Raw genomic sequence first — 13,070 nt, 5'->3', positions numbered from 1 at the left:
ACTCAAATCAGGGGTAATAAGGAAAAATTATTCCCCGGGAAACAAAAAGGGATTAATACTGCTACGGGCAAACCCTTCGCCTTCCATCTTGGCATCAAGAATCAGCGAAGCCAAATCATCTGCCACTGCTTCTACCATCGGGTCTTTTTCCTGATATAAGATTTTCAGGTAAGTGCCACAATCACCACAACTTTCCGCTTTCACAGCGGCTAACTCGGTGTCTAGCGACCAGTAGTTCAAATCACGGGTCTGCTCACAATTACTGCATTTGATCCGCACTACATGCCACTCGCTTTCACACAAGTTGCAGTGCAAATAACGTAAACCGTTTTGTGTACCAATATGTACCACACTGGAGACCGGAATACTGCCACACACCGGGCAGAATTGGCGATGTTCCCCATATTCGGCCCGCGCTTTGCCAGGAATTTGGCTCGCCATCTGTGCCCAATACAAGGATAGCGCAGCCCAGATAAAGGGCGCTTTTTCGCTGCCAATCTGTGCAAACTCGCGGTTTAACAGTGCATCTGCGTACAATTCCAGCTCATGTACTGATGCCTTATCCAGATTATCCAATACCGCCACGATATGGTCGGGGGCATCATGGCGTAACTCGGCAATCAATGCTGATAACAGCTTGCGCCAGTGATCCGTGCGCGGAAAAACACTCAAATCTAGCGGCGGTTTACCACTGGCCGCAGATTGTGCCAACTCAGCCTGCATATCCAACACCAGCGGGTGGTCATGCAGCGCTTTTTGCTGCGCTTGGGTGATTTTGGCGGCAAAATCCAGATAGTCAGCCAGTGGATTATCCAGCGCTAACTGCTGCAAACGCTCAGTACGCCGGGTATACAGGCTTTTTAAATTCGCGAAAAGTAACGGCGGGATATTCCCCGCCGTTGTACCTTTTTCGCTCTGTTTACCTAATTGATCTTTAGGGACAATGCGAATACTCATCAGGGTTTCTCTTCCTGTTTGTTCTGAAGCTGCCTTTTGGCATCGACCTCGCGATACCAACGCGGATGGTGCTTTTTAGCCCATGCTGCGGGTACCCAACCTTCTACCATCGCGGTAATGGTGCCTTTCACCCACAGAGCGGCATAAATATGCACCATAATCACGATAATCAATCCTACCGCGGCCAACGAATGCACCAACAGCGCCAGACGAATCAGTGGGATCGGGAAAGAGGGCGCAAAGTAAGGCCGCCAAATTACCACGCCACTGGCCAGCAATAACACCAGGCTGATAATAGCCGCCCAGAATACGCATTTCTGACCAAAATTATAGCGCCCCGTGTCTCCCACTTCCTCATTCATGGCAATTTTATGGATATTTTTAGCCCACTCCAGGTCTTCCTTGTTGATCAAGTTATGTTTCCAGTAACGGAAAAACATGATGAGGAAGGCAGTGAACATAATCACCCCGGCGAAGGGGTGAAGGATACGCGCCAGCTGCGGCGTACCAAAAATATTCATCAACCAGTTAAATGACGGAAAGAAGAACCCCAAACCACTGATCGCAGCTAATATAAAACAAAAAGCCACTATCCAGTGGTTGATTCTCTCCGGCGCACTGTAGCGCTGGATACGCTTTTCTTTTCTCATTTCCGCGTCTCCCCGTCGTCTGAGTGTTCAGCGGTGGTAGGCTCAGGAGCCTTGGATGCGGTATCGGAAGGCGTGGAATCCGATTTATCGTCTTCGTCCTCTTCTTCCTCAACCCGGTTCGGGCCGACACCCACGTAGTGGAAGATACTGGCGGCAAAGGTCGCGGCAAAGCCAATTGCGGCCAGTGGTTTCCAGATGCCTTTCCAGAAGGTGACCGTCGGACTGATGGTCGGGTTCTCCGGCAAACCATGATAAAGCTGAGGTTTATCAGCATGATGCAGCACATACATCACGTGGGTGCCCCCAACACCCGCAGGGTCATATAACCCGGCGTTATCAAAGCCGCGCGTTTTCAGCTCGCTAACCCGGCCTGCGGCCACTTCTTTCATCGCTTCTTTGGTACCAAAGTGAATCGCCCCGGTCGGGCAGGTTTTCACACAGGCAGGTTCCTGACCCACACCGACGCGATCGACGCACAAAGTACATTTGTACACTCGATTGTCGTCTTTGTTCATGCGCGGGACATCAAACGGGCAACCGGCGATGCAGTAACCACAACCGATACAGTGCTCTGACTGGAAGTCGACAATACCATTAGCATACTGAATGATAGCGCCTTCTGACGGACAGGCTTTCAAACAGCCCGGATCAGCACAATGCATGCAGCCATCCTTACGGATCAGCCACTCCAGCTTGCCGCTCTCTTCGTCTTCAACTTCAGAAAAACGCATTACCGTCCATGACTTGGCGGTCAAATCGGCGGGGTTATCGTACACCCCGACGTTATGGCCCACTTCATCACGAATGTCGTTCCACTCCGAACAGGCCACCTGACAGGCTTTGCAGCCGATACAGGTGGTGACGTCGATAAGCTTGGCCACCTCTTGCTGGTGGTTACGATCCTGTGGCGGCGGCGTAAGGGAATTGGTGCCAGAGCGCCGGATAATGTCTTGAGTTTGCAGTGACATAGGTTCTCTCCGTTACACCTTTTCCACGTTGACCAAGAACGCCTTAAACTCTGGCGTTTGCGTATTAGCATCACCGACAAACGGTGTCAGGGTATTGGCAATAAAGCCTTTTTTCGCCACCCCTTCGTAACCCCAGTGGATCGGGATACCAATAGTGTCAACTTCCTGCCCATGAACATTCAGCGTACGAATACGTTTAGTCACTACTGCCTTGGCTTTGATGTAGCCGCGGTTGGAGCTGACTTTCACGGTATCACCCTGCTTAATGCCCTTTTTCGCGGCCAGTTTTTCGCCAATTTCCACAAACTGTTCCGGCTGAGCGATAGCATTGAGTAGTGCATGCTTAGTCCAGTAGTGGAAATGTTCTGTCAGACGATAAGTGGTGCCGACATAAGGGAACTGCTCATGAGAACCCATTGCAGCCAGGTCATCTTTAAAGACGCGCGCTGCTGGGTTGGATATCACATTTGGATGCAGTGGGTTGGTGCCCAGCGGCGTTTCGAATGGCTCATAGTGTTCCGGGAATGGCCCTTCTGCCATTTTGTCGATGGCAAACAGACGCCCCATACCTTCAGGCTGCATAATGAATGGCCCGACATCACTACCCGGCGCGGCAGCACTGTAATCTGGAATATCGACGCCACCCCATTTGGCACCATCCCACTCCAGCAGCTGCCGTTTCGGATCCCAAGGCTTACCCTGTGGGTCAGCGGACGCGCGGTTGTACAGAATGCGGCGGTTAAGCGGCCATGCCCATGCCCAGCCCAGCGTATTACCAAGGCCTGATGGATCAGCATTATCGCGTCGTGCCATCTGGTTACCGGCGGGTGTCCAGCTACCGGCAAAGATCCAACAGCCACTGGCGGTGGTGCCGTCATCGCGCAGGTGAGCAAAGGTGCTGAGCAGCTCGCCTTTTTTGACCAGAACTTTGCCATCGGCATCGGTAATATCGGCCAGCGCTTTACCATTGCTTTCTTGTGCCACTTCTTCTGGCTCTGGATTATCTGGCGTCAGGTAATCCCAGGTCATATTGAGCACCTGTTCTGGCACTGCACCCCCTTCGCGGCGGTACATATCGCGCAGACGACTAAAAATACCCGCCAAAATAGCGCCATCGTTCAATGCTTCGCCCGGCGCATCAGCACCTTTCCAGTGCCATTGCAGCCAGCGGCTGGAGTTAACGATGGAACCGTTTTCTTCAGCGAAACAAGTGGATGGCAAGCGGAATACCTCGGTTTGAATTTTCGATGGATCGACATCGTTAAATTCACCGTGGTTTTGCCAGAAATTCGCAGTTTCCGTATTGAGCGGGTCAATAGTCACCAGGAACTTCAGTTTCGACAGTGATGCCACTACTTTGTTTTTGTTCGGGAACGACGCGACCGGATTAAAGCCCTGGCAAATATAGCCATTCACTTTACCCTGCGACATCATCTCGAAATACTGCAAGACGTCGTAGCCTTTATCCCACTTAGGTAACCAGTCGTAGCCCCAGCCGTTCTCTTTCTGGGCTTTATCACCGTAGAAACTTTTCATCAGACTGACGAAGAATTTCGGGTAATTACTCCAGTAGTTAACCTGGCCCGGTAACAAGGTTTTCGGGGTATTGGCCTTCAGGTACGTATCAATATCCGGCTGCTTTTCTGACGGCAAATTCATATAGCCCGTCAAGCTTTGTGACAGTAAGCCCAGGTCAGTTAAGCCCTGAATATTAGAGTGACCGCGCAAGGCGTTAATACCGCCCCCTGCCATCCCCATATTACCCAGCAGCAATTGGATCATCGCCATAGTACGGATGTTCTGCGCACCAACCGAGTGCTGTGTCCAGCCCAGCGCATACAGGAACGTGGCAGTTTTATTGGACACGCTGGTTTCGGCGAGATATTCGCAAACCTGTAAGAAATCTTCTTTTGGCGTACCGCAGATGTTGGAAACCACCTCTGGCGTGTAACGGCTGACGTGTTCTTTCAGCAAGTTCCACACACAGCGCGGGTCTTGTAATGTGACATCGCGTTTGGCAAAGCCGTTTTCATCCAGCTGGTAATTCCAGGTGGTTTTGTCGTATTTGCGGCTTTCGGCGTCATAACCACTGAATAAACCCTCATCAAAGGTATAGTCTTCCCGCACCAGCAAGCTGGCGTTGGTATAAGCTTCGACGTATTCACGGTTAATTTTGTTATTGGTCATCAGATACAACAACACGCCGGATAGGAACGCAATATCGCTACCGGAACGGATTGGCGTGTAGAAATCAGCCACCGAAGCAGTACGGGTAAAGCGTGGGTCTATCACCAGCAACTTGGCATTGTTGTGGATTTTGGCTTCCATCGCCCAGCGGAACCCCACCGGATGCGCTTCTGCCGCATTACCGCCCATGACGATAACTAAGTCTGCGTTCTTGATGTCAACCCAGTGGTTAGTCATCGCACCGCGACCAAATGTTGGAGCAAGACTTGCTACCGTTGGTCCGTGTCAGACACGTGCTTGGTTGTCTACGGCAAGCATGCCGAGAGCGCGACTAAATTTCTGGGTCAGATAACCCGTCTCATTACTGGATGCAGAAGCACACAGCATACCGGTACTCAGCCAACGGTTGACGGTCACGCCCGCATCGTTAGTCTTAATGAAATTAGCGTCCCGGTCTTCTTTCATCAGCTTGGCAATGCGGTCAAATGCATCATTCCAAGTGATTCGCTGCCATTTGTCTGAACCTGGTGCGCGATATTCTGGGTATTTCAAGCGGCTTTCGCTGTGAATAAAATCCACCAGCCCAGCACCTTTAGGACACAGCGCCCCGCGGTTTACCGGATGATCCGGATCCCCTTCAATGTGGAAAATACTCTCTTTGGCGTTTTTAGCACCATCGCCGAGGCTATACATCAAAAGCCCGCAACCGACGGAGCAATATGTGCAGGTATTCCGCGTTTCACGGGCGCGCAGCAACTTATAATTGCGCGTTTCCGCTAGCGCCACTGACGGCGCAAAGCCGAGTGCCGCGACCGTAGTTCCTGCCATACCGCCAGCGCAGATCTTAAAGAACTGCCTTCTGCTGACCTGCATGGATCTCTCCTTCATTCATTGTCACATTGTATAAATTTAAAATTCAGTTCTCGCTTCCCTCAACAAAACCAGAAGCGCTAAAATCGCTAAAGCGATATCACCTTTATCGGTGTGGGATACATTTCTATATAAATATAATTATACCCATACCATTCTTAATGTGAATGTTACCACATTGTGATTATGGGTTATAACTTTCAGGGCCGCATAGTGAGCCAGATAAAACCATCAGATATTGACCTTGCCACCGGAATTTGCGGTGCCAAACAACTTAACGTGCTAGAACGCCATCAAATGACCAAGCCGCAATTGGATTGGCTAGCAGAAGAAGTGCCGGTAGCTCTGGTGTATAACGGCATTTCCCATGTGGTTATGATGGCCACCCCTAAGGATTTAGAGGCTTTCGCACTGGGGTTTTCGTTGTCAGAAGGTATTATTAGCGCGCCACAAGAAATCTATGCCATTGATGTTTCGCCCAGTTGTAATGGTATAGAAGTGAATATTGAACTCTCCAGCCGCCGTTTTTCCGGTTTAAAAGAACGCCGCCGAGCTATGGCAGGCCGCACTGGATGCGGGGTTTGTGGTATCGAACAACTGGACGATATTTTTCGCCCAATAACCCCCTTACCCTTCACACAAACCTTCGACCTCAACTATTTAGACCGCGCACTTGCACAGCTCAAGCAGGTGCAAACCGTGGGTCAACTGACCGGTTGTACCCATGCTGCCGCCTGGATTAATCCTCAAGGCGAATTATTAGGTGGCTGTGAAGATGTAGGTCGTCATGTGGCACTGGATAAACTGCTCGGGGTTCGAGCCAAACAGCCGTGGCAGCAGGGTGCGGTGCTGGTTTCCAGCCGCGCCAGCTATGAGATGGTGCAGAAAACCGCCATGTGTGGCGCCGAGATTTTATTTGCTGTTTCAGCTGCAACAACCTTAGCAGTTGAAGTCGCCGAACGTTGTAATCTCACCTTGATTGGCTTCAGTAAACCCGGCCGGGCAACGGTGTATACACATCCCCAGCGGATTCAGGAATAGAAAGACCATACAATAAGTACGGCATTGATAATCATTTTCAATATCATTTAATTAACTATAATGATCCGAATGCTTACGCGGTGCTTACTTTTTTTGTGCCGCCTTACACCTACGGAGACGATGATTATGAGTTACTCACTGCCATCCCTACCTTATGCTTATGACGCCCTGGAACCACACTTCGATAAGCAGACGATGGAGATCCATCACACCAAACACCACCAAACCTATGTTAACAATGCAAATACGGTGTTGGAGAGCTTCCCTGAGCTGGCTAAATTCAGTGTTGAAGATCTGATCAAAGATCTGGACAAAGTTCCAGCTGAAAAACGCACCTTTATGCGTAATAACGCTGGTGGTCACGCTAACCACAGCCTGTTCTGGAAGGGCTTGAAACTGGGCACCACTCTGACCGGTGACCTGAAAGCCGCTATCGAACGTGACTTCGGCAGCGTTGATAGCTTCAAAGAAAAATTTGAACAAGCTGCGGCAACGCGTTTCGGTTCAGGCTGGGCCTGGCTGGTACTGAAAGACGACGGCAAACTGGCTGTTGTGTCGACTGCTAACCAAGACAGCCCGCTGATGGGTGAAGCTGTTTCTGGTGCATCAGGTTTCCCGATTGTGGGCCTGGATGTGTGGGAACACGCTTACTACCTGAAATTCCAAAACCGCCGCCCAGACTACATAAAAGCATTCTGGAACGTAGTTAACTGGGACGAAGCAGCCGCGCGTTTCGCTCAAGCTAAGTAACGAAAGTAGCTATACCCTATAGCTTCAAGTTCGAAAGATACATGCCAGCAAGGTCCTCTTGCTGGCATTTTTTATTGCTACTTACTGGCTTTTTTATTGTTAAAGTTTAATCAATTCCTGCCGATAGAATGTACAAGAAGGTCACTGGTATTCATGGATATTAGATCCATGAACTATAACCCTAAATAATTCGAGTTACAGGAAGGCGGCCAACGCACATGCAACTTGAAGTATAACGGGTATTACGTTTGGGAAAAGCACTCTTGCCAAGGCTGCCCCGCATACCGCCAGTTCCCCGAAATCCTCTAATAATTAGACCTCCCCAAACTCACCTACGCTGATTGATTTGCAGCAAAAACACCGCATAACGGAGAAGAACATGGCAGCATTTAGCAAAGTTTTTGGTAACTTTGAAAACGTGAAAGTCGGTAAAAAGCTGGGATTAAGCTTTTTCCTGATGTTGTTGTTGGTTGGGATCATCGCTGGTACCACCGCATATCATTTCTCCGCCATTGAAAAACATGCTTATAAAGTCGATTTGAGCTACAAAATTAATGATGAGGCTAATCAGGCGAAATATAACCGTGCGCTATATGAACGTACCTATGACCTGAAATACATCAAAGAAAACTCTCAACATATCAATAATATAAAAAATTTATTAACCCAAAGCGAAAGTCTTAGTTGGTCGGAAAACAACCGCAAGACAATCAGTAGCATTGCCGATGTGGTAGACGAATATCTGCAACAACAAAGCAATTTTGTTAATGCAGTGGCTCATAAGGACGATGTACGCAAAAGTTGGAATATCTCTGAAACGCAAAAGAACCTCAATGAGTTACAACAAAGTTTGCTTAATGAGGGGGCCGATACCCACACCCAGATTCTGCTGGCGGAAATGAACCAAAAGTTAATGACCGTGCGCTATAACGCGCGAGGTTTATTACTGGATCGCAACCAGGATGCAGAGTCTTCATTGATAACCTCAATCAATATCGCCAGCAGCGCAGCGGATGCTTTTATGCCAGTGCTATCAGCCGATCAGCAAAAACTATTAGCTCCGGTCATTTCCAGTCTCAGTGCCTATAAAGACAACGTATTAGCCTATTTACCGGCATATCAGCAAGAGCTGGAAGTGGGTAAAGTGATGGAAGAGAATGCCAATGAATTAAACAAGTTGGCGACGCATTTGTTCACTCAGGAACTACAAGGTACTCATGATGAAATCAATAATGCGCAATTGCAGCTAGCTATAGCAGCTATTACGGCACTGATATTGGGTTTACTGATTTCATGGCGCATGACTCGCCAGATTACTGTGCCACTGCGCACCACGTTGGCGATGGCCGAGCGCATTGCCACCGGTGATTTAACCGCAGCGACCACCTCCAATCGTACTGATGAACTGGGCCTGCTGATGAATGCCGTCGCCCGAATGAATGAAAACCTGCGAGCCATGATTGACGAAATTCGCATTGGCGTCAGCCAGGTATCTCATGCCTCTGGCGAGATTGCTGCCGGCAATACTGATTTATCATCCCGAACAGAGCAACAAGCAGCTGCGGTAGAAGAAACTGCCGCCAGTATGGAGCAGCTGAATGCCACGGTTAAACAGAATGCTGATAATGCCCACCATGCTAATCAGCTAGCGACGGAAGCATCACAAACCGCGCAACAAGGCGGCAAGCTGGTTAACGATGTGGTGCGCACTATGAACGATATTTCTGGCAGTTCTAAACGCATTTCTGAAATCACCTCGGTGATTAACAGTATTGCTTTCCAAACTAATATTCTGGCGCTGAATGCCGCAGTTGAAGCGGCGCGTGCCGGTGAGCAAGGGCGTGGTTTTGCTGTGGTCGCGAGTGAGGTGCGTAATTTGGCACAACGCAGTGCACAGGCAGCAAAAGAAATTGAAGGGTTGATTGGAGAGTCGGTATCTCAAGTCAATGCCGGTACATCGTTGGTACAAAATGCGGGTCAAACTATGGAAGATATTGTCCGCTCAGTAACCCATGTGCGCGATATCATGGCGGAAATTGCCTCAGCCTCAGATGAACAAAGCCGGGGCATCACCCAGGTCAGTCAGGCTATCTCGGAAATGGACAGCACGACTCAACAGAACGCCGCATTAGTGGAAGAGTCTGCCGCTGCCGCTGATTCACTGGCAGAACAAGCTATCTTACTGGCACACGCTGTTGCCGTGTTCCGCCTGTCCGAAGCAGAGACTGAATCTGTTCAAAGCGAAACAACCACTCCACGGGCAACCCCACCACGCCCAGCCCCTGAGACGAACCGCAGCCAACAGCAGGACAACTGGGAAACCTTCTGATTCTGCGTTAAACCATGGAGCCCTGTCGTCAGGCAGGGTATTCTGAATCTCCCTTCTGAACGCAGACAAGGAGAGCAGATGAAATATCCACAGGTTTATATCGGTAAAATCGAGCCTTACAGCGGCAGTTCCCCAAGTGCCATTGGCAAACGTCAGGTGCAGGGCAGCATTATGCTCACATCTCTGGGGCTGGAAGGGGATGAACAAGCCGAAACTCGCTTTCACGGCGGCCCGGATCGGGCGTTATGCCACTACCCACGCGAGCATTACGCTCACTGGGAACAGCAATTCCCTGAACAGGCTGAGTTTTTTTCCGCTCCGGCTTACGGCGAGAACATATCGACCCTCGGCATGACTGAACAAAATGTCTATATGGGGGATATTTACCGCTGGGGTGAAACACTCATTCAGGTGACACAACCGCGCTCACCTTGCTACAAACTCAACTTCCATTTTGCTATCGAAGATATGTCGGTGCTGATGCAGCAAACCGGCTACTGCGGTTGGTTGTATCGTGTGATTTCACCCGGCAAAGTCAGCGACGGCCATCCACTTGAGCTATTAGCGCGCACCAGTGATATCAGTGTATCAGAGGCCATTGCTATTGCCTGGCATATGCCGTTTGACGAAGAACAGTATCACCGCTTGTTGTCAGTATCTGGATTATCCGCCAGTTGGAGCAAAACCATGCTGACCCGTATTTCGCAGGGAAAGATAGAAGACTTTAATCGGCGGTTGCTAGGGAAGAATTAACGACAGGGTTATGGCATAACAAACATACCGATTTTATCAACAAACTTGGCTGTATCCAATTGAGATACAAACTCTGTTTATTGATGAGGAGGCTAAAATGGCTACACACACCACAATGTTGCATGTCCGGATTGATGATGACGTCAAAAAACAGACAACGGCAGCACTCAATGCAATGGGTCTTTCGGTTTCCGATGCTGTACGTTTGTTTTTAAATCGCGTCGTCGCAGATCAAGCAATTCCATTTGAATTAAAAATACCTAATCCCCAAACACGTGCGGCGATGCAGGAAGAAGAAGAGATCGTTCAAACTCATAGCGCACGTTTTACGACTTCTGATGAGTTATTTATTGAACTTGAAAAAGACAACAGTCAGTAAACGAACGACATTGCCAAGGACGGCAGATTATATCAAAGGCTTTCTTAAAGACTGGGAAAACTTCCGTGAATATCATATTGGTGGAGATTTTTTACTCATCTATAAATTAAGTGACAGCAGTAAAATAAGTGAGATTGTTTTTGTCCGCGCAGGGACACACTCAGAACTGTTTGATTGATAATATTTATATATAAAACCGGGCGGCGGCCATGCCACACACCCGATTATGTCGAAAGTCGAAATCAGAACGCTTTTTTGGCGTAACCAGTCACTTCTTTCAGGCCCATCTCGCGGCCTAATGCTGTCATTGGGTGAACCACCACAATACCGCGCACGGCTTTCTTCAAGGTGCCCATATCAGCCTGTTCTTTTTTGGTGATGGCACGGCTGAAGGGCAGTTTAGCCAATTTCTGGGCTTCAGCACTCAGGTTTTTAACTCTGACTTCTTTCAAGCGCTGGATTTCAGCCGCCAGTTTCTCTTTTTCTTTCATATGCTGTGCGATTAAATCCACATTACCCTGCTGAATAACAGTTGGATCTTTGTGATTCAGCGCATCCAGCATATCGCTTAGACGTTTGATTTCTGCATGTTCTTTCATAGTATTGGCCCGTACATGCCGCTAATGGGCACGATATTTCGCTAAAGTTGGAGATAGGATAGCACTGATTGTGCATCAAGATGGATAGTGTATCAGGATGCATCTCTTTCGGCAGCAGCCTCCTGAACCGGCCGCCACTGCATTCCAGCTGGTAAACCACTCATTTCACATGCAACCGCCCCCAATCGCTCCAATGCCCCGGTATAGCGGCTATTAAATGGATAACAGCAGGATAGGCGAAATGCATGACGATAGCGGCCACTGGGTGAATAAAGCGTCCCTGGCGTCAGGCAAATCTGCTCTTGCAGCAATTGATGGAACAGCGCGACGGTATCGACGCTATCAGGAAATTCGACCCAAAAAACAAATCCGCCAGCCGGCTGTGTCACTGTAGTTCCGCGCGGGAAGTTGCGGGTTATCAGTTGCTGGGCTTGCTGTACTTGCTGCGCATAGCGGCGGCGCAAGCTACGTAGATGGTGATCATAGCCGCCAGACTCAAGAAACAGTGCCAGAGTCTCCGACAGCAACATCGGCTCCGCCATCGACGACACCGCTTTTAGTTTGTGCAGTGCCTCGGCAAAGCGCCCGCCATCAATCCAGCCGATACGGAAGTCCGGTGCCAACGTTTTGGTAAAACTGGAGCAAAACAACACCCAGCCATCACGATCAAAGGCTTTAACTGCCGGAGATAACGTCGAACCAAATTGAATTTCAGCATACAAACCATCTTCAATTAATGGCACTTGGTGATCGTTCATCAGCTGTGCCAATCGTTTTTTAGCGGCGAGCGGCATGGTATAACCCAATGGATTCTGCACCGTCGGCATAGCAATCAGTGCATTCAGTCGCCCTTCTTCAAGTAACAACTCCAGTACATCCAATGAGAGCCCTTGCTGTGGATCAGTTGGAATCTCCACAGCTTTCAACCCGAGGCTTGCCAGCAATGGCATCAGATAGAAATAGGTCGGTGATTCCAGCCCGACACAATCCCCCGGTTTGGTGGTCACCCGTAGCGCCAATTGCAGCGCCTCCATGCATCCATGCGTAATGGTGATATCAGCCGGATCAGCCAACATCCCCAGTGTCATGGCACGGCGAGCAATTTGCTGTCGCAGGCGCTGGCTGCCGGGGGGCAAAGAATATTGACTGATTAATTGCGGCTCGCGGCGTAATAAGGAAGCCATGATACGACCCAACTTGGCGCTGGGATAGAAATCACCTGTCTGCGGGCAGGCCAGGGAGATATTGGTAAAGCGCGGATTTTGCTGTGCAGCAAAGACGGTATCAATCAAATCCAGCACTTCGTCCACCGGTTTCCCGACCGTGGCCGTTGGTACCACCGCGGTTGACGGGCTACAGACATAAAACCCCGACTGCGGGCGCGCTTCAATCAGACCGCGGTCTTCCAAGGTGCGATATGCAGCCACAACCGTATTGATACTGACCTGATGGCTCTGCGCGTACCCCCGCACCGAAGGCAGGCGGCTACCGGCCAGGAGACTGCCATTTTTAATGGCTTGCGCCAAATTGTCAGCCACTTGTAAGTAGCGAATTTCGTTGATAACAAGGGACATGGTGACAGTTCTC

Annotated in this window: 12 protein-coding genes; 6 read left to right on the top strand and 6 right to left on the bottom strand. The window is 49.6% G+C overall.

All coding sequences use genetic code 11. From position 1 onward, the window contains the following. Positions 1-27: 27 nt before the first annotated feature. The 4 genes from fdhE to fdnG are packed head-to-tail and all read right to left on the bottom strand — an operon-like array spanning position 28 to position 5,635. Positions 28-957, bottom strand: coding sequence for a formate dehydrogenase accessory protein FdhE (gene fdhE, locus ACF3VQ_RS00220; protein ID WP_005161934.1), 930 nt, complete (start codon positions 955-957; stop codon positions 28-30). Then, entirely contained in the window at positions 957-1,607 is a 651-nt protein-coding gene (gene fdoI / locus ACF3VQ_RS00215) for a formate dehydrogenase cytochrome b556 subunit (RefSeq protein WP_392432937.1), read from the bottom strand. Before fdoI ends, fdhE begins: the two co-directional genes overlap by 1 nt. Further along, on the bottom strand, positions 1,604-2,575 hold the full coding sequence (gene fdxH / locus ACF3VQ_RS00210) for a formate dehydrogenase subunit beta (RefSeq protein WP_219657540.1): 972 nt from the start codon (positions 2,573-2,575) through the stop codon (positions 1,604-1,606). Before fdxH ends, fdoI begins: the two co-directional genes overlap by 4 nt. A gap of 12 nt (positions 2,576-2,587) precedes the next feature. After that, positions 2,588-5,635: a formate dehydrogenase-N subunit alpha gene (fdnG, locus tag ACF3VQ_RS00205; protein WP_392432936.1), complete on the bottom strand. Its 3,048-nt coding sequence runs from the start codon at positions 5,633-5,635 to the stop codon at positions 2,588-2,590. Between the two features lie 183 nt (positions 5,636-5,818). On the opposite strand from fdnG, the gene fdhD reads away from it, so the two are divergent. The 6 genes from fdhD (at position 5,819) to ACF3VQ_RS00175 (ending at position 11,062) form a co-directional block, all read left to right on the top strand. Then, entirely contained in the window at positions 5,819-6,673 is an 855-nt protein-coding gene (gene fdhD / locus ACF3VQ_RS00200; RefSeq protein ID WP_392432935.1) for a formate dehydrogenase accessory sulfurtransferase FdhD, read from the top strand. Between the two features lie 126 nt (positions 6,674-6,799). Continuing rightward, complete coding sequence (gene sodA, locus ACF3VQ_RS00195; RefSeq protein ID WP_013650637.1) at positions 6,800-7,423, top strand: superoxide dismutase [Mn]; 624 nt, start codon at positions 6,800-6,802, stop codon at positions 7,421-7,423. Between the two features lie 379 nt (positions 7,424-7,802). Further along, positions 7,803-9,752, top strand: a complete 1,950-nt coding sequence (locus tag ACF3VQ_RS00190) for a methyl-accepting chemotaxis protein (protein WP_392432934.1) — start codon at positions 7,803-7,805, stop codon at positions 9,750-9,752. Positions 9,753-9,830: 78 nt separating this feature from the next. Continuing rightward, positions 9,831-10,505 carry a 6-hydroxyaminopurine reductase gene (gene yiiM, locus ACF3VQ_RS00185; protein ID WP_392432933.1) on the top strand — a complete coding sequence of 225 codons (675 nt, stop codon included), beginning with the start codon at positions 9,831-9,833 and terminating at the stop codon, positions 10,503-10,505. A gap of 97 nt (positions 10,506-10,602) precedes the next feature. Continuing rightward, positions 10,603-10,884, top strand: coding sequence for a type II toxin-antitoxin system RelB/DinJ family antitoxin (locus tag ACF3VQ_RS00180; RefSeq protein WP_392432932.1), 282 nt, complete (start codon positions 10,603-10,605; stop codon positions 10,882-10,884). Further along, entirely contained in the window at positions 10,781-11,062 is a 282-nt protein-coding gene (locus ACF3VQ_RS00175; RefSeq protein WP_392432931.1) for a type II toxin-antitoxin system mRNA interferase toxin, RelE/StbE family, read from the top strand. The genes ACF3VQ_RS00180 and ACF3VQ_RS00175 overlap by 104 nt, the downstream gene beginning before the upstream one ends. Before the next feature lie 64 nt (positions 11,063-11,126). On the opposite strand, the gene ACF3VQ_RS00170 is transcribed toward ACF3VQ_RS00175, so the two are convergent. After that, positions 11,127-11,483, bottom strand: coding sequence for a YibL family ribosome-associated protein (locus ACF3VQ_RS00170; protein ID WP_005161962.1), 357 nt, complete (start codon positions 11,481-11,483; stop codon positions 11,127-11,129). 92 nt (positions 11,484-11,575) lie between these two features. After that, positions 11,576-13,057: a PLP-dependent aminotransferase family protein gene (locus ACF3VQ_RS00165; RefSeq protein ID WP_392432930.1), complete on the bottom strand. Its 1,482-nt coding sequence runs from the start codon at positions 13,055-13,057 to the stop codon at positions 11,576-11,578. Positions 13,058-13,070 lie beyond the last annotated feature (13 nt).

The organism is Yersinia fenwicki, assembly GCF_043099325.1.
Classification (GTDB): Bacteria; Pseudomonadota; Gammaproteobacteria; order Enterobacterales; family Enterobacteriaceae; genus Yersinia.
This window is presented reverse-complemented; position numbering and strand designations above follow the sequence as displayed.

What these genes read in the sequence shown, in the direction of transcription:
- fdhE (WP_005161934.1), bottom strand. Translation starts at nt 957, where the DNA reads ATGAGTATTCGCATTGTCCCTAAAGATCAATTAGGTAAACAGAGCGAA.
- fdoI (WP_392432937.1), bottom strand. Translation starts at nt 1,607, where the DNA reads ATGAGAAAAGAAAAGCGTATCCAGCGCTACAGTGCGCCGGAGAGAATC.
- fdxH (WP_219657540.1), bottom strand. Translation starts at nt 2,575, where the DNA reads ATGTCACTGCAAACTCAAGACATTATCCGGCGCTCTGGCACCAATTCC.
- fdhD (WP_392432935.1), top strand. Translation starts at nt 5,819, where the DNA reads ATGGGTTATAACTTTCAGGGCCGCATAGTGAGCCAGATAAAACCATCA.
- sodA (WP_013650637.1), top strand. Translation starts at nt 6,800, where the DNA reads ATGAGTTACTCACTGCCATCCCTACCTTATGCTTATGACGCCCTGGAA.
- ACF3VQ_RS00190 (WP_392432934.1), top strand. Translation starts at nt 7,803, where the DNA reads ATGGCAGCATTTAGCAAAGTTTTTGGTAACTTTGAAAACGTGAAAGTC.
- yiiM (WP_392432933.1), top strand. Translation starts at nt 9,831, where the DNA reads ATGAAATATCCACAGGTTTATATCGGTAAAATCGAGCCTTACAGCGGC.
- ACF3VQ_RS00180 (WP_392432932.1), top strand. Translation starts at nt 10,603, where the DNA reads ATGGCTACACACACCACAATGTTGCATGTCCGGATTGATGATGACGTC.
- ACF3VQ_RS00170 (WP_005161962.1), bottom strand. Translation starts at nt 11,483, where the DNA reads ATGAAAGAACATGCAGAAATCAAACGTCTAAGCGATATGCTGGATGCG.
- ACF3VQ_RS00165 (WP_392432930.1), bottom strand. Translation starts at nt 13,057, where the DNA reads ATGTCCCTTGTTATCAACGAAATTCGCTACTTACAAGTGGCTGACAAT.